Annotated in this window: 22 protein-coding genes; 12 read left to right on the top strand and 10 right to left on the bottom strand. The window is 36.6% G+C overall.

Annotation, left to right across the window (positions count from 1 at the left end; translation table 11 throughout):
- Positions 1-115 precede the first annotated feature (115 nt).
- From M030_RS0103295 to M030_RS0103270, 6 genes are all read left to right on the top strand, one after another.
- Entirely contained in the window at positions 116-826 is a 711-nt protein-coding gene (locus tag M030_RS0103295) for a glycohydrolase toxin TNT-related protein (protein ID WP_027372235.1), read from the top strand.
- 10 nt (positions 827-836) lie between these two features.
- The gene (locus tag M030_RS0103290) at positions 837-1,253 is read left to right on the top strand and encodes a hypothetical protein (protein WP_027372234.1); all 417 of its coding nucleotides are present in this window, start codon (positions 837-839) and stop codon (positions 1,251-1,253) included.
- Between the two features lie 180 nt (positions 1,254-1,433).
- A complete protein-coding gene (locus M030_RS0103285) occupies positions 1,434-1,901 on the top strand; it encodes a nucleoside triphosphate pyrophosphohydrolase family protein (protein ID WP_027372233.1) in 468 nt (155 codons plus the stop codon).
- Between the two features lie 2 nt (positions 1,902-1,903).
- On the top strand, positions 1,904-2,467 hold the full coding sequence (locus tag M030_RS0103280) for a thioredoxin family protein (RefSeq protein WP_027372232.1): 564 nt from the start codon (positions 1,904-1,906) through the stop codon (positions 2,465-2,467).
- Positions 2,468-2,470: 3 nt separating this feature from the next.
- Positions 2,471-3,076: a DUF4230 domain-containing protein gene (locus M030_RS0103275; RefSeq protein ID WP_027372231.1), complete on the top strand. Its 606-nt coding sequence runs from the start codon at positions 2,471-2,473 to the stop codon at positions 3,074-3,076.
- A gap of 11 nt (positions 3,077-3,087) precedes the next feature.
- Positions 3,088-3,270: a hypothetical protein gene (locus M030_RS0103270; protein WP_034722054.1), complete on the top strand. Its 183-nt coding sequence runs from the start codon at positions 3,088-3,090 to the stop codon at positions 3,268-3,270.
- Positions 3,271-3,398: 128 nt separating this feature from the next.
- On the opposite strand, the gene leuB is transcribed toward M030_RS0103270, so the two are convergent.
- Genes leuB through M030_RS23665 form a run of 4 tightly spaced genes read right to left on the bottom strand, consistent with a single transcriptional unit; the run spans position 3,399 to position 7,707 of the window.
- Positions 3,399-4,523: a 3-isopropylmalate dehydrogenase gene (gene leuB / locus M030_RS0103265; protein WP_027372229.1), complete on the bottom strand. Its 1,125-nt coding sequence runs from the start codon at positions 4,521-4,523 to the stop codon at positions 3,399-3,401.
- Entirely contained in the window at positions 4,504-5,112 is a 609-nt protein-coding gene (leuD, locus tag M030_RS0103260; protein WP_027372228.1) for a 3-isopropylmalate dehydratase small subunit, read from the bottom strand. Before leuD ends, leuB begins: the two co-directional genes overlap by 20 nt.
- Positions 5,113-5,125: 13 nt before the next feature.
- Positions 5,126-6,514, bottom strand: coding sequence for a 3-isopropylmalate dehydratase large subunit (gene leuC / locus M030_RS0103255; protein ID WP_027372227.1), 1,389 nt, complete (start codon positions 6,512-6,514; stop codon positions 5,126-5,128).
- A gap of 29 nt (positions 6,515-6,543) precedes the next feature.
- Positions 6,544-7,707, bottom strand: coding sequence for a 2-isopropylmalate synthase (locus M030_RS23665; protein WP_081806289.1), 1,164 nt, complete (start codon positions 7,705-7,707; stop codon positions 6,544-6,546).
- 148 nt (positions 7,708-7,855) lie between these two features.
- On the opposite strand from M030_RS23665, the gene M030_RS0103245 reads away from it, so the two are divergent.
- Positions 7,856-9,400, top strand: coding sequence for a hypothetical protein (locus M030_RS0103245; RefSeq protein ID WP_027372226.1), 1,545 nt, complete (start codon positions 7,856-7,858; stop codon positions 9,398-9,400).
- A gap of 136 nt (positions 9,401-9,536) precedes the next feature.
- Here M030_RS0103245 and M030_RS0103240 read toward each other — a convergent pair whose 3' ends face one another.
- Positions 9,537-10,505 carry a dipeptidase gene (locus tag M030_RS0103240; RefSeq protein ID WP_027372225.1) on the bottom strand — a complete coding sequence of 323 codons (969 nt, stop codon included), beginning with the start codon at positions 10,503-10,505 and terminating at the stop codon, positions 9,537-9,539.
- 555 nt (positions 10,506-11,060) lie between these two features.
- On the opposite strand from M030_RS0103240, the gene thrS reads away from it, so the two are divergent.
- A complete protein-coding gene (gene thrS, locus M030_RS0103230; protein ID WP_027372224.1) occupies positions 11,061-12,980 on the top strand; it encodes a threonine--tRNA ligase in 1,920 nt (639 codons plus the stop codon).
- A 172-nt stretch (positions 12,981-13,152) separates the two neighbouring features.
- A complete protein-coding gene (gene infC, locus M030_RS0103225; protein WP_027372223.1) occupies positions 13,153-13,653 on the top strand; it encodes a translation initiation factor IF-3 in 501 nt (166 codons plus the stop codon).
- A gap of 81 nt (positions 13,654-13,734) precedes the next feature.
- On the opposite strand, the gene M030_RS0103220 is transcribed toward infC, so the two are convergent.
- Positions 13,735-14,295, bottom strand: coding sequence for a hypothetical protein (locus M030_RS0103220; RefSeq protein ID WP_027372222.1), 561 nt, complete (start codon positions 14,293-14,295; stop codon positions 13,735-13,737).
- A 159-nt stretch (positions 14,296-14,454) separates the two neighbouring features.
- Between M030_RS0103220 and M030_RS0103215 the strand changes: the two genes are divergently transcribed.
- The gene (locus tag M030_RS0103215; RefSeq protein ID WP_027372221.1) at positions 14,455-15,528 is read left to right on the top strand and encodes a hypothetical protein; all 1,074 of its coding nucleotides are present in this window, start codon (positions 14,455-14,457) and stop codon (positions 15,526-15,528) included.
- A gap of 114 nt (positions 15,529-15,642) precedes the next feature.
- Complete coding sequence (locus M030_RS0103210; RefSeq protein ID WP_027372220.1) at positions 15,643-16,209, top strand: hypothetical protein; 567 nt, start codon at positions 15,643-15,645, stop codon at positions 16,207-16,209.
- 187 nt (positions 16,210-16,396) lie between these two features.
- Here M030_RS0103210 and M030_RS0103205 read toward each other — a convergent pair whose 3' ends face one another.
- From M030_RS0103205 to M030_RS0103190, 4 genes are all read right to left on the bottom strand, one after another.
- Positions 16,397-17,026 carry a response regulator transcription factor gene (locus tag M030_RS0103205; protein WP_027372219.1) on the bottom strand — a complete coding sequence of 210 codons (630 nt, stop codon included), beginning with the start codon at positions 17,024-17,026 and terminating at the stop codon, positions 16,397-16,399.
- The gene (locus M030_RS0103200; RefSeq protein WP_027372218.1) at positions 17,023-19,236 is read right to left on the bottom strand and encodes an ATP-binding protein; all 2,214 of its coding nucleotides are present in this window, start codon (positions 19,234-19,236) and stop codon (positions 17,023-17,025) included. Before M030_RS0103200 ends, M030_RS0103205 begins: the two co-directional genes overlap by 4 nt.
- A 443-nt stretch (positions 19,237-19,679) precedes the next feature.
- The gene (locus M030_RS0103195; RefSeq protein WP_227533092.1) at positions 19,680-20,207 is read right to left on the bottom strand and encodes a hypothetical protein; all 528 of its coding nucleotides are present in this window, start codon (positions 20,205-20,207) and stop codon (positions 19,680-19,682) included.
- A 78-nt stretch (positions 20,208-20,285) separates the two neighbouring features.
- Positions 20,286-20,918 (bottom strand): hypothetical protein, encoded by a 633-nt coding sequence (locus M030_RS0103190; protein WP_027372216.1) that lies wholly within the window; start codon positions 20,916-20,918, stop codon positions 20,286-20,288.
- A gap of 768 nt (positions 20,919-21,686) precedes the next feature.
- Here M030_RS0103190 and M030_RS0103180 point away from each other — a divergent pair.
- Positions 21,687-22,508, top strand: a complete 822-nt coding sequence (locus tag M030_RS0103180) for an alpha/beta fold hydrolase (RefSeq protein WP_027372215.1) — start codon at positions 21,687-21,689, stop codon at positions 22,506-22,508.
- Position 22,509 lies beyond the last annotated feature (1 nt).

The raw sequence follows: 22,509 nt of genomic DNA, 5'->3' as shown, positions 1-22,509 counted from the left end.
TCAAAAACGGATTACGAAAAGATAGGGAAAAGTGAATGTTTTTCAATTAATAACGGTTGTCAATGTGTGTCTGAATAATGTTCTCTAAGATTTTTAAACTATTAAAATTTTACATATGAAACATTTATTGAAGTACTTTTTTCTTGTAACGGTGACATTCTTTTCTGTAGCCTGCAGCTCGGATAATGATGAGATTATCGATACAAACCCCGTTAAAATCGTATACTACAAAAATGCAGATGAATTTGCATTAACGTATGACTCGAAAGGAACAGTCAGTCAATCTATCAGAAATCAGGCATTTGATTTGTACAAACAAGGAAAATGGGGCGAACTTGAAGCTCTTTTTAAGGCTAACCAACTAAACGGAGGATGGCCGCCGGCAAATGGAGGATACAATATTGTCGACGATGTTCCTTTATCAGCAGGCCAAAAATTTGACAGATACAGCGGAGCGGTCGGAGCATATAACGGATCCGGAGTTCCTACATTGGGAGGAAGTTTTACCAGCCCTATCATCAACGGATATGTGTACACATTCACGCAAAGAGCCCTTAATCAACCGGAAAACAGCTATGATTTTTACTATGAGATCGATGTATTGAATAATTCCTTATCTTTTAAGTCGCAAACAGCTGATATTATTCCATGGTTTGGCCAAACCGGTAACGGAAAGCAAACTATGTGGAAAATCCCTATTGATATCACAACGGGATACCCGAAAACATGGAACAAATTAGCCGAAGAAGGATATATAAAAGTCACCATTAAAAAAAGTCCCAGCGGGAAATATAACAATTTAGTAGGTACTGTCATTCAGTCTTAAATAAAATCAAATGTATTCAATATCAAAAAAAATAAGCCTAGGTAAAAAAGCACTTGTAGCAAAAAACGTTTTCACAAATGAAGAAACCTCTCCATCCGTTGTCACCCAATTTATTTGTTGTGACTGTAATCATGAAAACAGCATTGAAATCATTCCCTATACTTCAGGATTTCCCATTTTTCAGATTTATGACAGAGATCATGTACTCTCAAAAAGTGAACTTTTAAATAATAAAATGGTTTCTGAAACTTCCCCACGTATGATTCACTTTGGAGAGGTGACGGTAGATGATCTACCCAGTTTATATTTTGGAACGGCCTGTAAAACCTGCCATTCAAAATACATCTGTGTCTTTGGATATGGTGAAAAGCAACCGGGCTTAACCATTCTGAATATTTCAGGAATATGGAAATACAAAGAATTGTAATAATTTATTTTTGAATACTGACAATAAAATAAGTTCTAAGTATAAAATCCACAATCTCAGGTTGTGGATTTTCTTATAAAAAGTAATTTACCCTGTGATTGCCCATATTCCGACATTTCATAGCGTGACATTTCAAAATTTACAAATCGTTTTCTATCTTTGTAGGAAATAAAAAAATTCATGGATAAAATTGATAGTCTGAACCAAGTAGCAGAATTCCATACTACTTTCAAAGCCCCTATTTTAGATACCCCGCAAATTCCTTCTCCCGAAAGATGCAACCTTAGAGTAGAGCTTTTACAGGAAGAATTGAATGAGCTTAAGCAGGCGATTGCAGATAATAATATTGTAGAAATAGCGGATGCTCTGTGTGATCTTCAATATGTTTTGAGCGGTGCAGTGCTTGAATTCGGGCTTGGCAACAAATTTGTAGAACTATTCAACGAAGTTCAGCGTTCCAATATGTCGAAAGCATGTGATAATGAAGAACAGGCAAAGGAAACTGTTGAATTCTATAAAGCAAAGGAAGTGGAATCTTTTTATGAAAAGTCAGGAGAAAAATTCAATGTATACAGACAGGCGGATCATAAAGTATTAAAAAATAAATACTACTCTCCTGCTGATTTAAAATCAATCATCGAAAAATAAATATGAAAAAATTTGTTACCCGTTTTGTTGCCGTTTCAAGTCTTTTTTTTGCTGCTCAGCAAGTGAGTGCCCAAAAAGTAGTTATCAACCGCGAAGTTGATTCTCAGAAAGACGGTAAAATGCTTCTGGGACATCAATCTAAATCACAGTTTCTGAAAGCTCCCTATGCGGACTGGTATGTGAAAGAACATGACGAATATGCTCTTGACCAAAAAGCCATCAGCGAGCTGAAAAAGGAAAAGATCGGTTTATATGATATTATCGTTTTCATGGGAACATGGTGCGAAGACAGTCATAGAGACTTCCCAAGGTTGATGAAAATATTGGAAGAAGTAGGCTATCCGGATAGCAAATTAACCATCATTGCTGTTAATCGTAAGAAGGAATCTCCAACGGGTGACGAAGGACTTTATAATATACAGAAAGTACCTACCATCATTCTTAAAAAATATGGCCATGAAGTAGGAAGAATTGTAGAGATGCCCACTTCAGGATATATCGAAAGAGATCTTGCAGAAATTTTGAAAAAGAACGACACCTCAGTAATCAAAGAAATTTTTAAATAGATTTTGAGAAATTATAAAGTTATCATATCATTTGTAGCCGGTGCGGGAGCAGTTTTGCTTTTGTTCTTTGGCCTGAAATCCTGTTTAAATCTTGGAGGAAAAACGGAGAAGTCAGATTATTACATTCTGACCAACCAGATTGCCAAAATGAATAAGATGGTAGTGATGGAACAGAATATCTCAAGCATGCAGAAAACCAAAATGGGCTATGAAGTATTTGGGAAGGAAGTTTCAAGCAATAGCATTATCACCTATACCAAAACCAATGCACAGGTTTCTTATGATCTTAACAAAATGAAGATCGAAGTGGATTCCATCAATAAAAAATTGGTTATTACAGAACTTCCCGATGCCGATATCAGAATCACTCCAAGTGTCGAAATTCAGTCTTTAGATGATTCTTTCTTCAACAGAATTTCTGAAAAAGATATCAAAGGAGTAACGGAAAAGGCTAAAGAAACTGCGGTTAAATCAATTGACCAAAACCAATTGAGAACTGAAGGACGTAAACAATTAATGGAAAATCTTGATAATATTTTTGTTTTGGCAAAGGCTTTGAATTATACGATAGAAGATAAAACCGGAAAGATCGGTATTCTTGGACTCTAAAAATTCAGGTTATGAACTCAAAAGGTATCACAAAGAAAGAATCTGCAAGTAGCGCAGAAACAAAAAAACAGAATCAGGATTTCCAGAATATTCCTGCGTCATCAAAGAAAACCAACCCACCTGATATTGATAAAGAAGATGTTCAAAAGGCATCTAAAAACAAATCAGGAAAAACGGATAATACAAAAGATTAAATATCACAGAAGGATTTGTTACGTTGAGATTACTTGCAATAACAATGTTGAATAAAAAGCGAAAGGTTCTGTCTCGTACGAGGCAGAACCTTTCTTCTAACTATCTATCTAAGTGAACTATAATTGATCTATACGATGGTTGATTTCCCGATTTTTACATTTTCAAAATTATAATAAGATTTTTCAGAATATCTGATATGATCCGCAATAAAGCTTCCTACCTCGCTAGTAGAATAATATTGCTTGGTATTAAGATCAATAGTGACATACTTATTTTCAATAGCATGTTCTACCGATTGTCTCAGCTTATCTGCGGCAGGCTTCAGGTTAAGATGATCCAGCATCATCGCTACACTCAGAATGGAAGCAACCGGATTCGCGATCCCTTTTCCTTTCGCTTGTGGATATGAACCGTGGATAGGTTCAAATAAAGCATTCTTCTCTCCTACAGAAGCAGACGGAAGCAATCCGATTGAACCGCCGATAACACTTGCTTCATCAGAAATAATATCACCAAACATATTTTCTGTCAGGATCACGTCAAATTGTTTTGGGTTAAGGATCAACTGCATTGCTGCGTTGTCGACAAACATATAGTCTAATTGTACATCAGGATATTCCTGTGCAATTTCCTGACAGATCTTTCTCCATAATCTTGAAGTATCCAATACATTAGCTTTGTCAATAAGCGTCAGCTTTTTATTTCTCTTCTGAGCCTCCTGGAATGCCATGTGGGCAATAGGAAGAATATCTTCACGGCTGTATTTGCAGATGTCATAAGCATAATTCCCTTCAGGATCTGTAAATTTTTCTCCGAAATAAATTCCGCTCACCAATTCCCTGAATATCTGGATATCGGCACCTTCAATGATTTCTCTTTTCAACGGGCTTTTCTCAATCAGTGAAGCATAGGTTTTCAAAGGGCGAAGATTGGCAAATAATCCTAATTCTTTGCGGAGTTTTAATAAACCTTGTTCCGGTCTTACCTTCGCTTCGGGATTATTGTCAAAAGAAGGATCTCCTATCGCTCCGAAAAGAACGGCATCAGATTCTCTGCAGATTTTCAAAGTCTCTTCAGGAAGCGGATCACCGGTTTTAAAAATAGCATCCGCTCCAATCAATCCATAATCAAATTGAAACTTATACTCAAAAACTTCTGCGATGACATCTAATATTTTGATGCTTTCGTTAATAATTTCCGGGCCAATTCCGTCTCCCGGAAGTACTGCAATTTTAAAATACTTGTCGCTCATTTTTTTTCTGTGTTTTTAGTTCAAATTCAGTAATCGCCTGTTTTTTGCTGATTAAAAAATCAATATCATCATACCCGTTTAAAAGGCATATTTTTTTATATGAATCGAGCTCAAAGGTTTCAGTGGTATCTTTAAAACTGATAGACTGCAATTCTACATCAATAGCTATTTGATTGTTTGGGTTTTCAGTGATTCCTTCCAGAATTTCCTTTAAAAAACCTTCGGAAACCTTTACCGGAAGAAGCCCGTTATTCAGAGCATTTCCTTTAAAAATATCAGCAAAATAACTGGAAATGATAACTTTAAATCCATAATCGGTTAGTGCCCAGGCGGCATGCTCCCTACTGCTGCCACATCCGAAATTATTTCCTGCCACCAGAATTTCTCCGCTGTATTTTGGATTATTAAGAACAAAATCTGCATTAGGTTCACCGGTGTGAATATTGAATCTCCAATCCCTGAACAGGTTTTCTCCAAACCCTTTCCGGTCTATACTTTTAAGAAACCTTGCCGGAATAATCTGATCTGTATCTATATTTTCCGCAGGCAAAGGAACTGCAGTCGATTTTATTATAATTAGTTTTTGCATGTAATTTTTCTGTTTAGTTTAAGCTTTCAAAAGCTGAGATTCTACCTTCAATTGCTGCTTTCGCTGCTGTAAGCGGGCTTGCAAGTATTGTTCTGGCACCCTGCCCCTGCCGGCCCTCAAAATTCCTGTTGGAAGTAGAAACACAATATTCTCCTTCAGGAATCTTATCATCATTCATCGCCAGACATGCTGAACATCCCGGCTGACGAATCTGAAATCCCGCGTCACTGAATATTTTATCCAGACCTTCTTCATAAATCTGTTTGACCACCTGCTGTGATCCCGGCACGATCAGTGCTGTTACTGCTGCCGATTTTGATTTCCCTTTAATATACTGAGCTGCAGAACGGAAATCTTCAATTCTTGCATTGGTACAACTTCCTATGAATACATAATTAACTGTAATATTAGAAGGAGTTTGCCCGGCTTTCAAGCCCATGTATTGCAAGGCTTTTTCTTCTGATTCATTTTGCGGTACCGGAATCGTTTCACGAATGGAAATTCCCATCCCCGGATTTGTCCCATAGGTGATCATCGGAAAAATATCTTTTGCATCAAAGCTGAGTTCTTTATCAAAAGGAGCACCTTCATCTGTTTTTAATGTTTCCCAGTATGCCACTTTCTCCGCCCATTCTTCTCCTGACGGTGCATATTTTCTTCCCTTCACATATTCAAAAGTGGTAGCATCAGGTGCTATCATTCCTCCTCTAGCTCCCATTTCAATACTCATATTGCAAACAGTCATTCTTCCTTCCATGGACATTTCTTCGAATACATTTCCTGCATATTCACAGAAATAGCCTGTTCCTCCGTCTGTTCCTATTTTTGAAATAATATAAAGAATGACATCTTTAGGCTGTACATTTTCATTGAGCGTCCCGTTAACGGTAATTCTCATTGACTTTGGCTTATTAAGCAACAGACACTGGCTGGCAAAAACCTGTGCCACCTGACTTGTTCCGATCCCGAAAGCAATGCTTCCGAAAGCGCCGTGTGTAGAGGTATGACTATCTCCACACATAATGCTCATTCCGGGTTGAGTAATTCCCAATTCAGGAGCAATAATATGGACAATACCCTGGTATTGATGCCCTAAACCAAATAACTCTATATGATTTTTTGTACAGTTCTCTGTGAGTTGCTGAACCTGATTTCTTGACAATTCATCTCTGATCGGCTGATCCTGGTTCAATGTAGGTACATTGTGATCTGCGGTGGCTACAATCTGCTCCGGTCTGAATATTTCCAGGTTCCTTGATTCCAGTTCTGCAAATGCCTGAGGGCTGGTTACCTCATGAATCAGGTGTTTATCAATATATATAATTTGCGGTCCATCTGGAACACTTTCCACTACGTGAGCATCCCAGACTTTATCAAAAAGTGTCTTTTTGTCTTTGTTCATTTTACTTTTATCTTGATTTAAATCAAACCCTATCCTATTTTTCTGCTGAAGGCATTCATCATCAGGTTGAGATCATCATTACCGATCTCTTTTTTCATATCGGCAACTTTTAAAAACTCTTCATATAAATAATCAAGCTCATTTTTGGTAACCTCATAGCCGATATGCTTGAATCTGTAAGCCAGAGCAGAACGTCCGCTTCTTGCCGTCAGAATAATAGAGGAAGTATTTACTCCAACTTCTGCAGGATCGATGATTTCATAAGTTTCCCTGTTTTTAATGACCCCGTCCTGGTGAATTCCTGAACTGTGTGCAAAAGCATTGGCTCCTACAATCGCTTTGTTGGGCTGCACAGACATTCCCATCAGGTCAGAAACCATCTGGCTCATTTCGTTCAGCATCCTGGAATTAACATTGGTATGGAGGTTCAGGTCTTTATGCTGCTTCAGAATCATGACGACTTCTTCCAACGCTGTATTTCCTGCTCTCTCCCCAAGTCCGTTGATGGTACATTCAATCTGCCGAGCTCCATTGATTGCTCCGGCAATAGAATTGGCAGTGGCCAGTCCAAGATCATTATGACAGTGACAGGACAACACCGCATTTTCGATGCCTTTTACATTTTCTTTAAGGTATTTTATCTTTTGTCCGTATTCTTCAGGCAGGCAATATCCCGTAGTATCGGGAATATTTAGTACTGTAGCTCCGGCTTTTATAACAGCTTCGCATACCTGAGCCAGATATTCATTATCTGTTCTGCCGGCATCTTCAGCATAAAATTCTACATCTTCTACATATCTTTTGGCATATTTTACTGCTTCTGCTGCGCGTTCTATGATATCTTCTCTTGTAGAATTGAATTTATATCTGATGTGGGAATCTGAAGTTCCGATTCCCGTATGTATTCTTGGTCTTTTTGCAAATTGTAAAGATTCCGCTGCTACATCAATATCTTTTTTGTTGGCTCTTGTCAATCCGCAAACTCTGGCATTTTTCACGAGTTTTGAAATTTCAGAAACAGATTCAAAATCTCCCGGACTGGAAATTGGAAATCCTGCTTCAATGATATCAATCCCTAGCTCATCGAGCCTTTCAGCAATAATCAGTTTTTGTTCCTTATTCAGTTTACATCCCGGAACCTGTTCCCCATCTCTCAGCGTGGTATCAAAAATTTCAATTTTTTCGGAATTCATAAATGAAGTTTTTTACTTAATTTTGATCCAAAACTACAGCTTGTAATATTTTTCGATTTTCCTCTTTTTAGAAAATTACAATATTCAACTGTTTGAAAAACGAACATATTTACCTGATAATTAAATATTTAAATTCCAAAAATTTACAATGGCAGAATTGCAGAAAGATTTTTTGTTTGTATTGGTAAAGTCATTGACCACCTCAGAAAAACGTCAGTTTAAGTTGTATGTAAACCGTCTCGGGATTAACGTAGATGCCAAGTTTCTTTTGCTGTTTTCCGAAATGGATAAAATGAAAGAATACGACGAAAGTATCATCATTGAAAAAAAGATTTCTACAAAGCAGCAACTCTCAAATCTGAAAGCGCACCTCTATAAGCAGATTCTTGTGAGCCTCCGCATGAACCCGAGCCATCAAAACTATAGAATTCAGCTTCGGGAACAGCTTGATTTTGCTAATATTTTATATCAAAAAGGGCTTTACAGACAGGCTTTAAAAATTTTAGATAAAACGAAACAGACAGCACTTGAACTGGATGAGAAAAGTATTGCTTCCGAAGTAATCGACCTGGAAAAAGTAATTGAATCCCAATTCATTACAAGAAGTTTTGAAGGCCGTGCTGATGAGCTGATCAGAGAGTCTCAGGAGCTGAGCAGGCAGAACCGGTATACCACAAAACTATCCAATCTTTCCCTGAAATTATACAGTGAAATGCTAACTCACGGTTATGTAAAAAATGATACTGATCGCGAAGAAGTTATGAATATTTTCAATCAGGAGATCAAGAAAATTAGGTTTGAAAATCTGAATTTTACAGAGAAATTATGGTATTTTAAAGCCCACGTATGGAAAAACCAGCTTCTCCAGGATTATAAATATACCTTAAAGTATGCTTATCAATGGGTGGATATGTTCCATAAAAAGCCTGAAATGATTTTCAGTCACCCTGTATGGTATATTAAAGGAAATACTTATCTCTTGAAGATCCTGTTTCTATACGGAAATATTGATATTCTTGAAGAACATTTTGAAAATTTCAGTAAAACAGTACATGCTGAAAGTTTTGCCCAAAATGAAAATCTGCAATCATTGATCTTCCTTACTCATTCAAATACATTGATGAATATTCACTTCGTCAAGGGTGAATTTTTCACAGGCACCAAGCTTATTCCCGAAATAGAACTTAAAATGGAAAAGCTTCGCGAAAGAATCGACGAACACCATTTTATGATTTTATATCTTAAGATGGCTGCCATGTTTTTCGGAAGTAAAATGTACAAGAAAGCGATTCAGTATTGTATGAGGGTTATTGAATCAAAAGGAAATGTACAGGAAGACCTGCTGTTTCACACAAGAATTCTGATTTTAATGGCTAAACATGAATCTGGAAATGATGAAGATTATGATGAATTTGTGGCCTCGACCCTGAAATTTGCCAAAAAGATGAAAAAACCGGAAGACTTCCATTTTGAGAGTATTCAATTCTTTAAAAATCTTAACAATCAGGTTTTAAACCAACAACAGAAGGCGTTTGAAGTTTTTGATCAAAAGCTTGAAGAGTTTTCTCATAATGAATATTACCGAAGGTCATTGTTTTATATTGACATCCACGGATGGATACAATCAAAAGTTCAAAACGTAGATGTAATTGAAATCATTAAGCAAAAAGTAAAGTATAAAAGAAAAAATTAACAGATCCTCTGAAATCGATTGTAAGAGTATGATTCCTGCAGAATGACAACATAATGTTAATTCATAAATATAGGTGATATTAACTTATATTGTCATTCCTCAGGAATATAAACATTGTTATTTATTAAAAATCAATTTATTGGCAGATTTTTTCTATAAAATTCAATGCATTTTGATGACTTATTTTTTCTGCTAATTTATGGGAAAATCTTTCTTCTATTTCTTTATTGATGGTCGGATATACTGAAGCATCAGCATGTTCAGGAAAAAAGAACGGATGACGGGAAGTGTCCGGATGATCTTTCCAGTAAAAATAATCTGCACCGTAAGCTATACTGTCTTCACCTTCGAGATCAAGCGCATACTGTATATGATCGTAGAGCCTTTCAGGATGTTCAAGATCAACATAATCCTTGATGAAGTTAAGCCCGATCAGTCCTTTTCTTCTGATCACTTCTTTCGCTAATTCATCAGGAAGATTCCTGTTATTCCTGTAGACTGCCCTGTAATTGGAGTGGCTGGCCAGAATAGGAATTGAATATCCTTTTTGATCAGCATAGTTAAAGATATCATGAGCCAACTGGTCGCTGGTATGTGCCAAATCAATCGCAATGTTTTTATCCGCAATATAATCCATCAGGACTTTTCCATCATCTTTTAGTCCTGCCGATGAATTATTGCCGCCTCCGAATCGGTTTTCAGTATGATGGGTAATTCCTATGTATAAAATCTTTTGTGTGTTTTCAATGATTGTCTCTAGCTTTTCAAAACCGGAATCCAGATTTTCATTTTCATCACAAAAAGATGATGCATTTTCTATAGAAGCAATTACTCCTACCCGATTTTCATTTTTTTGTTCTTTATAATTCTCATTGTTAAAAAGGAAAAAATTTTTATTCTCCAACAATCCCGGAAACAACCGACTTTGTTGCAATCCATACTGCGTACTATCCTTCCCAGTTCCCGAATAAATGGCCATTACCTGAAGTTTTACATTTCCTTCTTTCAGGTAAGGCAAAGAACATCCTATTTCCCTGTCATCAATACTTGTATTCGTTCTTAATAAATGATATAGGAGATCACAATGTAAATCAATATTTATCATAATTGGTATTTATATTTTTCACTTAAATCTAGAGTTTGCCAGGTCTTTCTATAGTGTTTCAGAGATTCTTTATCAGGAAATACAGTGCCTCCGGATCTTATATTGCTGACAATATGAATCATAGCCTGTGTCTTTTTTAAGACTTTCCGAAAAGATTAAAATACTATTATTAATGTTCTTTTGTCATATTAATAATAAGTGGAAATTATTTAAAATATCTATCGACTTTAAGATGTTTTTGTAATGCAATGATATCAAAAACTGCACTCTGCAATTGGTGGCATCGTTCCGTGAAATATTATGGGTAAAAGAGCAACCTTTATTCTGTTTGTAAATTATTGATATATCGCAACTTAAAAACAAAATAAAAGCAAGATAGTAAACATACCTGTTATTTTGCCATTTTCTTCATCCCGTCTTGTATCATCACACACAAAACTTTAAACATAAAATTCTTTGACAGGATTATATTAATTATCATTCTAAAATAGATGTTGATATAGTATATTATGTAAAAAATGCGTATTTTTGCATCTTAAAATTTCTTAGTAAACAATGATAAAAATTACACTTCCAGACAATAGTGTCAAAGAATTCGAAGGAGCAGTTACTCCTCTAGATGTGGCAAAATCGATAAGCGAGGGATTGGCTAGAAATACCATTTCCGCAATTGTTAACGGTACACAGGTAGAGACGACCACCCCTATAACCACGGATTCTACGGTACAGCTTTTGACCTGGAATGATGATCTTGGAAAGAAAGCTTTCTGGCATTCTTCTGCCCACCTTTTGGCGCAGGCGATCCTTGAATTTTATCCTAATGCTAAGTTGACTATCGGTCCGGCTATTGAAAGCGGATTCTATTATGACGTAGATTTCGGGGATGAAAGTTTATCTGAAAAAGATTTTGAAAAGATTGAAAAGAAGATCCTTGAAAACGCTAAAAAAGGATCAACCTTCTCTCTGTACCCGGTTTCTAAGGAGGATGCTTTAAAAACCTATGCAGACAACCCTTACAAAGTAGAGCTGATCACTAATCTGAACGATGGTGAAATCACTTTTGTAACACATGATAATTTCACAGACCTATGTCGTGGAGGACACATTCCGAATACAGGAATTGTAAAAGCCGTTAAAATTCTGAATGCTGCAGGAGCTTACTGGAGAGGAAATGAAAAAAATCCTCAGCTGACAAGAGTATATGGTATTTCTTTCCCTAAACAGAAAGACCTTACTGAATATCTTGAAAGATTGGAAGAAGCCAAAAGAAGAGATCACAGAAAACTAGGTAAAGAACTGGGAATTTTTGCATTTTCCGAAAAAGTAGGTGCCGGTCTACCCTTATGGTTACCAAAAGGAACTGCTTTAAGAAGAAAACTGGAGAATTTCCTTTCTGATGCTCAGAAAAAAGGAGGTTACGAGTTTGTAATGTCTCCACACATCGGAGCAAAAGAATTATATGTAACTTCCGGTCACTGGGATAAGTATGGAGAAGACAGCTTCCAGCCGATCAAAACTCCGAATGAAGGAGAAGAATTCTTATTGAAGCCAATGAACTGTCCGCACCACTGTGAGATCTATAAGACTTCACAATGGAGTTACAGGGATTTACCAAAAAGATATGCAGAATTCGGGACAGTATATAGATATGAGCAAAGTGGAGAGCTTCACGGCCTGACAAGAGTTCGTGGGTTTACTCAGGATGATGCTCACCTGTTCTGTACTCCGGACCAGCTTTCTGAAGAATTTGAAAAGGTAATTGACCTTACCCTTTATGTATTCAAGTCTCTTGGATTTGAGGATTTTGTGACTCAGGTATCACTAAGGGATCCTGAAAACAAACAAAAGTATATCGGTTCTGATGAAAACTGGGAGAAAGCGGAAAGTGCCATCATCAATGCGGCTCAAAAGAAAGGCTTAAAAACTGTAATTGAATACGGTGAAGCAGCGTTCTATGGTCCTAAGCTTGACTTTATGGTGAAAGATGCTTTAGGAAGAAAATGGCAATTAGGAACAATCCAGGTAGATTATAACCTTCCGGAAAGATTTGATCTGCACTATATCGGAAATGATAATGAGAAGCACAGACCGGTAATGATCCACAGAGCTCCTTTTGGTTCTATGGAACGTTTTATCGCTATCTTGCTTGAAAATACAGCAGGTGACTTCCCGTTGTGGCTAAGCCCTGATCAGTTTATTATTCTACCAATCAGTGAAAAATATGTAGATTATTCAAAAAAAGTTTCACAATTTTTGGAAAATCACGATATTAGCGGTCAGATTGATGACAGAAATGAGAAGACGGGTAAAAAGATCCGTGATGCTGAATTGAAGAAGATTCCTTTCATGCTTGTGGTAGGAGAAAATGAAGAAAAAGAAGGCACGATTTCTGTAAGAAGACGTGGTGAAGGAGATCTTGGAGTAATGAAACTGGAGGATTTCGTTGCTTACTTTAAAAAAGAAGCAGCCATATAAATTTAAAATAAAAGATTGAAGGATTCGAAGGTTAAAATATTTTGGGAATCTTTCAATTTTTAAATATTTGAATCAATTAAATTTAGTAATTAACCAATAAAATTATAATACAATAGCACAAAGATTTAACAACAGGGGCCCACAAAGACGTCCTGTACAAGAGGACGCTCACTTGATCAACGATAAAATTCGTGTGAGAGAGCTTCGTTTGGTGGGCGATAACGTAGAGCCGGGAATTTATCCAATTGACAAAGCAAGACAAATTGCTGCAGAACAGGAATTGGATCTGGTAGTAATTTCGGATAAGGCAGAACCTTTCATTGCAAGAGTATTGGAATATAAAAAATTCTTATATGAGCAAAAGAAAAAGCAAAAGGAACTTAAGGCTAAGCAGGTAAAAGTGGTCGTAAAAGAGATTCGTTTCGGACCTCAGACTGATGACCATGATTATGAATTTAAGAAGAAGCATGCCGAAAAATTCCTTGAAGAAGGTTCAAAGCTAAAGACCTACGTATTTTTTAAAGGACGTTCGATTATCTTTAAGGATCAGGGAGAAATCTTGCTTTTAAAACTTGCTCAGGAGCTTGAGCATGTTGGTAAGGTAGACCAGCTTCCTAAACTTGAAGGAAAAAGGATGATTATGATGATGAGTCCTAAAAAACCAGCAAAATAATTCAATCGTTATTTAATATAAAAAAACCTCAAAGTGATTTGAGGTTTTTTTATATATGTTAGGTTTATTGAAAAGATATATTTACCCTTCAAAATCTCCACAATCATGTTCTTTAAAAAGAGGTAAAGCTTTTTTGGTGGTAAAAAAACGGGATAGTCTTTTATTTTTCAACTCCAGTTTTTTACCTTCTACAACCAGTTCGTAAACAGGAGCTTTATCTGTTTGTGTAAGAATATAAGTTCTTTCCGCCGTTTTCAGAATAGTTTTGTTTCCTTCATTGATAAAAGAAAAATCATTGATTTCAAAAGTGTCCTTTTCATCACAGACATTAGCCCATATTATTCTTTTGTTAGTTACCGATAAGTTGGCTAAATCACATGAATAGCAGTTTCCGGAAAACTCAACACCATATTTTTCATATACATTCTTGCTTTTTGTATCCAGTACATCAATAGGAACCAGTTCTGAAAAATCGGCCGGTATCACGTCATCTGAAATTTTATTTTTTTTGAGCACGGGAGTTGATGAAGTTTCTGTTTTGACCACTGTGGAATCTTCATTATTTTGCTTTTTTTCTGTTGATGTTGAACAGGAAGCTAACAAAACCATTGCAGCTGAAAAGGTGGTTATTACGTTTTTCATTGAATCTAAAATAATTTACGGTAGTTAATTTATTATTTGTAAAATTCTCCAAAATATACCATACTTTACCTCCCTGTTTTCAGCTATTTATCGACCAAATTCATATATTTTGTTGGCTGCAGACCTGAATACTGATACATTTGCCCTTAAATATACAAAGTGAAAATCGTAAACCAATTCTTTATATCATCTGTGGTGGTTCTTGCAGGATGTAACCAGCAGAAGACAACATCAGATACCCACAAGGCGAAAACTGAAATTACGCAAAAAAAGATAACACTAACCGATTTTAAAAGAATAAAAGGTGTGGATAATGTACAGGATGTACCTTTTCAATTATTGACCAAACTGGATTCTGTACGGTTTTTTGTAGCTCCGGATCAAGAAGCCGCACACCTGAAAGTGGCATACAACAAAATCGATAATTACTACGGATTTGAAGAGTTTGATGACTTCTACTCTATTCATTACAGCATTAATAATACTATTTCAAACAGCATTGAAGCATTTGTGCTGAAATCAGAATTCAAGGCAGCATTTGAGCTTACTTTAAAAGATGTGGATCTTTATGCCATCAGAAGCAGTACTTTCAAGGAATCGGATGATTTTAAAAATAAATCTTTTAAGAAATTCGGTAGTATTTCTGAGATCTCAGAACAAGAATTTACAGCCAGCTCAAAATACCGGATCGATGAAACATTGGTGAAAAACCCGAATATAAAACTGCAGGGCCACAATTGGACATACCTTGCCAATAACAGAAAAGAAATCATTACACAAGACGAAAATGTATCTACAGAAACCGGACCTCTTGCCAATGAGTATGTAGGACGATCGTCTTTCTTAGACCTGGAGGTTTTCAAAGAAAATTCTGACGAAGTTTTAGATTCTTACTATTCTTTTTTCAACGTAAAAAATGCAATCACATTTGAACTAAGCACAAACGGCTATCCCCAGATTCTTCCCACTAAAAGCTGGGTTACCTGCATCTCTTCCAATAATGATGTGGGAAGTGATTTTATGATCGCCCAATACTCACCGCAAACTAAAAAACAGGAAAATCTTTTGTATGTGAATTTTACCAGCTTCAAAATAGCTGATGATAAGAAAGCATTCTGGATAGATCATGATACTTTTTTTGCCGAAGTTTATCCCATAAACTCAGCTGTTGCAAAAGGAAAGAAGCAAAAGTCTGCTTTCATAAAAATTAAATTGAATGACCATCTGTTTTAAATACGCCGGGTTATTGGAATCTGAGTTTAAAATAATATAAAAACCCCTGAAATCAGCGAGTGTTTAGAGGGATAAAGTCTGATATCTTTGCCCCAGTTATTATAAAGATTAACAATGAAAAAAATAAGTTTAACACTCCTGTTTTCTTTACTGGGTACAATGATTTTTGCCCAATCGTTAAAAGTAGTTATTAAACAAGACGGAAAGGTAATTGAGCCAACCAACGATGTATATGATCTGAAAAAGTCGCCTTTCCTGTTTGAAGTCACAGCGAATAACCTTGAAGGTTTTTTAGTAGGTACCACTACGAATAAAGATATTTATGGCGCTGCGCTGGGTGTTTATAATGCCGAGGTACCTTGGTTCCAGAGTACGGGTATGGCAGAGGAACTGTATAACAAAGACAAGGAAATGTTTCTGATGGATCAGGCACCGTCATATTGGTATTATACGGATGCTAAAGATCACAGATTTGATAAAAATCCTAAAGGTAACTCAAAACAGTGGACTGCTACGCGTACTATTACAAGGTTTTATGATGTAATGGTAGATCAGCCTGTCCATTTAAAAGATATTGACAGCAGAGTGTATATTTTGATGTATGAGCCTGCTTATAATGATGAGTATGATTTAACCGGAAAGAAAAACCTGTTCCAGGCGGCATTGCGATTCAAAGATTAATCATGACACACCTAATTATTTGATTATATATAGAAAAGGTCTGCTTTTACGATGTAAGCAGGCCTTTTTGTTGGTATCATACATAAAATGGGTTCCGGTCAGGTCCAGGATTTACCGATAGACACATGGATTTTTAAATCTGTAAAATCTACAGAGGTCTAAAAATGGACCCGTAATGATGAGTACTCTATTCCATGATCAGACCGTATTCTATGGCTAATTTGATGGCTGAACTCAGGTTGGAAGTCTGAAATTTTTCAATAAGATTTTTTCGGTGGCTTTCAACGGTGTGGGGACTTATAAAAAGTTTTTCTGCCATTTGGTTGGTGGTAAGACCTTTGGCTGCCTCTGCTAAAATTTCCTTTTCTCTCCGGGTTAATTTCGGAACCTGATGCAATCCGTCTGGTGATTTTTTATCTAAAACTGACTGCGTTTTCGAACATAAAAAACGATTACCGGCATACACGGTCGTAATACCTTCCAGAATTTCAGACACGGATGCATTTTTCTGAATGTATCCCAAAGCTCCTTCTGCCAGAGTACTGTTAATGACAGGCAGTTCATTATGAACACTGAGCATAATGACCTGAAGATTCCCGTACTTTTTCTTTAAAGGCTTTATCAGTTCAATGCTGTTGGTGTCCTGAAGATTAATATCGAGCAATAAAATATCGATCGTCTGTTTTGCCAGGCCGGCATTCATTTCTGAAACGTCTTTGAAGCAATCTACGACATCTATGGCATCATTATTTCCTAAAATATTTTTCAACCCTTCCAGTAGAAGCGGGTGATCGTCTGTTATAGCTACTTTTATCATGTATTATGAATGGGAATTTGAAGTTCTATACTGGTCCCGATATTCAATTCAGAGGTGATATGCATCGTACCTTTTAAAAACTGGACCCTTAATTCTATATTATGAAAACCTGCTGTTTTTCTCATGTCTAAGCTTGCAGGATCAAAGCCTTTACCATTATCTTCTATCGTAACGTTAAGCATATCTTCTTCTTCACTTATCTGGATAATGATTTCTGACGTATGGGCATGTTTTATAGCGTTATTGACCAATTCCTGGATGATCCTGTACAATATCAGCTGCTTTTCCTGTGATATGGAGTTGGTATAGTTGATAAATTCTGTATGAATATCCAATCCGCTACTGGAAATTCGGGTAGCAAACTCTTTAATCGCTACTTCCAGACCATATTTCGTGAGTAAATCAGGCATTAGATTATGGGCTACCCTTCTCAGTTCTTCAACGGCGCCATCGATCTGGTTGATAGACTTGGATATTCCTTCTTCTATTGTTTCAGACTGATGGGGATCTAAATATGATAACTGAAGTTTGGTTCCGGAAAGCAAGCCTCCCAATCCGTCATGAAGATCGCGGGCAAGGCGGCCACGCTCCTGTTCCTGACCTTCAAGCAATGCGGTAAGGGTAGAGATTTTTGAATTTTGCTTTTCTTTTTCAAGGGCCAGCGCATGCAGCTCGTCTCTTTGTTTAATCGATTTGACCCGTTGTTTATAGGCATAAAGCAATAAGAAAATCAGAACAATAAAGATGACAATAAACACAATATAGTAGGTATTGATCTTTTCCTTGAATGCCAGAAGTTTTTTATAGCTGTTGATATCGCTGTTTTTTTGTTCGGTTTCCAACTTTGCCAAGCGAAGCTGTTGCTCTTTCTTTTCGGATTCAAGTTCTGAAAATTTCAGTCGTTCCCGCTGATTTTCTTCTACAAGCTTTAAGTTGTTATAAACCTGTTCACGCTGAGCCCGCAGGATGTTGATCAGCTTAATCTGCTGTGCTTTTTTATCACTTTCCAGTTGCAGCTTAATGTACTTTTGCTCCTGTCTTTCTTTATCAAACTGGGATTCGAGTCTTTTGGTAATATCAAGTTTTTCCTGGTCATAAATACTTTTGTATTTATCAACATAGCTTTTATAATAGGTCAGTGCTTCTTTATAGTTTCCTTGTTCTTCGCTGATCTGAGATAAAGATTCCAGAAGAGACAATTCTATATTATGATCTCTGACCGGGCTTTTTCCAATTTCCATAGTGGCTTTTAGAAAATATGATTTGGCCAGATCATAGTCTTTATCCTGTATAGCCAGCTCGGCTAAGATTCCGAACGAAGAAGCAATGTGGATGGCATCACCGGTCTCAAGGCTAACGGTATTGGCTAACCGGGCATATTGCATCGCCTTGCTTCTGTCAAAACCGGTATATAGATTGGCCAAATTGATCGCTGCATATGAAAGGCTGGTTTTATTGACCATCGCCTCTTTATTTCTGTTGAATGTATTAATTGCCCGCAAATAATATTGCTCTGCCTTAGTTCTGAAATCTATCTCTGATGTATTCTGGGCATACTTTTGTTCATATACATATCCCATTCGCATGTATGAATCGAAGATAAGATTGGGATCATTCTGTTTAGAGGCCAGCAACAAAAACTGTTTACTGTATTTTTCTTCCAGCTGATATTCATTAAGATTGGAATAAATGGTAGACAGCTCTTTGGCTACATTTCCAAATCTTCCGTATAATGTAGAAGTGGTGGGTGAGTTTTCATAATATTCGATGGCCTTTAGGTAGGCTGCCACGGCCTCTGTCGTTTTATTATTACGGGTCAGAATCCAGCCTTTTGCATAATGGAAATACCCTTTAGCCTCGTTATTATTCGTTTTTAGGCTGTAGGCTTTTGCCATATCAAGGCTTTTTAAAGCTTCGGTTTCTTTATGATCAAGCCGATAGTTCATCGCCTGAACGGCATATAAAATGGTAGCATATTTCCCGTCAGTTTCTTTGGTCGCCAGGGCAATATTGGAATCTAAAATCTGATAAGATCTGGATTTAAGCTGGTGAAAAAATAAGGCTGTAGCATATTTGGGAGCCAGGTTCATCTGCTCTGAGGTTTTACCCGATGCATGGCTATACTCCCTTTCTAATTTGCTTAAAACATCTTGTGCCTGTGCAAAAAACGGACAAACAGACAAAGCGAATATAAATAATAACCTGTGCATCAAACCCTTACCTTTATGGAATTTCAGTGTAATAAAAAACGTAAATATAAGTAAATACTGCCAATCAATTTTGAAGATATTTTTCTTTCAATTGGTACAAACAGAGGCCTGCACCATACAATCAGAAGTCTTATTCACGAGGGTATTTTCATCTTTTTTTCAAGTCAAAAGCTGTCAATGAAAGAAATGAAACCCGGTATTCATTTTATAGCCTCTTCTTCACTCAATTTTATTTTGTTATTGTTTTTACCCATACGTGTGTTGTCGTCTTTATCCGAAATAAGAATTGATCATTTCATTATGAGTGAAAAAGAAAGCTATAAAAGTACATCATTAGTATTTATTTAAGGCTATTGGTTGTCAGCACTCTGCAGTATTGTAATATTCTGTCACCACTTCCTTTGGCTGATATGTATTAATTAAAGTCTATGCATCACCGGAATCTATATTTTTGCAAAGAAATTGTAGGTTTGTTGCGCAATCATCTTTGGTTTTATGTCCGATGAATTATTGCTATGACCTTCATACAGTTCTATTTTTATTATTTTAATATCATCCGGTACTTTATAAATTTCATCTTTGATATAGTTATATCCCACGACATCTGCACTTTCTTTACCGGGAATTTTTTTGATCTCAGCATAGTATCTCAGTGTGACGGTATTGCCGTTCTGCTCTCCTTTTTTAGACCGGATTTTTCTGATCTGATTGATCACATGGCCGTCTGAACTGATATTTCCCTGTATCCGGAAGGCTAATGTTTTATCATTTTTAGAATGCATTATAATCACAGGATTCAGACGCTCTGTAACTTCCTTTCGTGTTGTATACGTGTGCGTTTTACCTGTTTCCGGGATTTCTTTAGCAACCCTTTGGAGCTCAGTATAAACAGGCGAAACTTTCAGTTTTTGAGTATCAGCTGTACAGCCCGGCAAGGCTAAAAGTGACGTTAAAATCAGAAGGTTTTTCACCGCTTTATCTTTAATAAATCTATGGGGTAAAGATACTCAAAGGTCCCGCACAAAAATATCCCTGATATTGGTGATTTTTTACTTTATTTCTTTTTTAGCGTCTTTCAGTATTTTTTCAGCCTTTAGTCGTATTTCTTTAGGTAATAGCCTGAAATTTTCATCCTTTAGCTCACGATACTGATCTTCTTCCTGAAAGGGAATCCAGCCTGTAATCTTTGATTTTGAGAACTTTTTTTTATCCGGACTCGTGTATACAATTACCTTTAAAGGTTTGGCATCCAATCCGTCTGATTCTTCAAAATACGTAAGGTAAAATTCGGGAAAGCCATCATGATCAGCATCATGGATTTCACAAAAATTAATCATGTAACGAGGTTGAGACAACCCTTCGGCAAAGTCTTTAAAGCTTATCTGCGGAAGTAATCCGCCGTGATCTTCCAGAAAAATACCAGCTTCTAAATCTTTCGGATTTCCACCGAAGTAAGCGGGTTTTACAGCTTTAGTTTCGTTCAAAAACCAGACATAACTTCCGTAGTTGGGCACAAATGATTGTGCTATGAGCACCGGCTTGCCTGATAATGGATTTCCGAGTTCCTCAATAACTTCGTTGTATTTTTTATCTGAAGAAAAATATACTGCTGTTCTTATTTGCGCAAAAGAGGACAAGCTTATCACACAAGCCACAACAGGTAGTAGTTTTCTGAAAATCATAATTGTAATTTTTAATCTATTAGGTTTTCTTGATTTTTTCTTTATCATGAATCAGGTTAATTCATTCTGATGTATTTCTTTTCTTTTTAAATTAACATCATATACAAATACAATGTTGCCAAAGCTAATACCGTAATTCCGGGGATCAGAAACCAAAGAAGGTAATAAAGCCCACTTTTCGGTTTCTTTTTTACAGAATTTATGATAAAAATAATGAGCATACAAGAAAAACCTGCCCCGAAAAATATAGTCAGAGCGGTGAGGAGCAAAATTCTTTCAAGATGTAAGTCTGCGGATGAAAGCATATTTAGATTTTTTTAATAGAGTGAGGTCATATGTCCTGAAACCTGATGAGTTCTGACAGGCCGAAGTATAAAAGATATCTCTAGTTTATGGTACGTATGTCTTTTTGTGTTACCGCTTTCACGAATATTCCATTCCGGATAGCTTTTAACTCAGACCAAAATTGTGTTATCTTTTTATCCTGTCGTATTCATGTGCAATCTGTTACTCATATTAGCCGTCAATATTAGTAAGATGTGAAGAATGATACAATCCCGGTTATCAGCTATATTATACGTATTGGTAATCATTTATTTTTCTTCAGGGACCAATTTCGACCTGAACATCAGTTGTTAAATTAACGTTAATCACACTTTCTGTTGCTTTAAAATTTTCACCAATATAGTATCTTAGAGTAATATAATATATGGTGAGGATTTCTCATCTTAAATACAAACACACTCATATTAATTATAAAAAGAATTTATGAACACACTTACATTAAAAGACGGAACAGAGATTTATTACAAAGACTGGGGAAAGGGGCAAACTATTTTCTTCCATCATGGATGGCCATTATCGAGTGACGACTGGGATGCACAGATGTTTTTCTTCCTTGAGCAAGGATACCGAGTAATCGCCCATGACAGAAGAGGACACGGAAGATCTGAGCAGACACCTTACGGGCATGATATGGATACGTATGCTTCTGACGTCGCCGAACTTGTTGAAGCCCTGGATTTAAAAGATGTTATCCATGTAGGACACTCTACAGGTGGCGGAGAGGTCATTCGATATGTAGCTAAACATGGTAAGGGAAGAGTTGCAAAAGCTGTTCTCGTAAGTGCGGTAACTCCTCTGATGGTTCAGAACGAGAATAATCCAAATGGAGTTCCTATCTCTGTTTTTGATGATATCAGAAATAATACAGCCAAGCACAGATCCCAGTTTTTCTTTGATATTACCTTCCCTTTTTATGGCTACAACAGAGAAGGTGCCAAAGTTTCAGACGGAATCCAGAGAAACTGGTGGAGACAAGGAATGAGCGGTTCCATCAAAGCCCATTACGATTGTGTTAAAGCATTCTCAGAAACAGATTTTACAGAAGACCTTAAAAGTGTGGATGTTCCTGTGCTGGTAATGCATGGTGAAGATGATCAGATTGTTCCGTTCGAAACAACCGGAAAAGTAGCGGCCACGCTGCTTAAGAATGGTCAATTGATTTCTTATCCGGGTTTCCCACACGGGATGCCGACCACAGAAGCTGAAACGATTAACAGAGATCTTTTGGCTTTTATCAAATCCTAAT

Origin of the sequence: Chryseobacterium sp. UNC8MFCol (assembly GCF_000482305.1) — a bacterium.
Taxonomy (GTDB): domain Bacteria; phylum Bacteroidota; class Bacteroidia; order Flavobacteriales; family Weeksellaceae; genus Chryseobacterium; species Chryseobacterium indologenes.
Note: the sequence above shows the minus strand (reverse complement) of the source record. Positions and strands in the feature narration are given on the sequence as shown.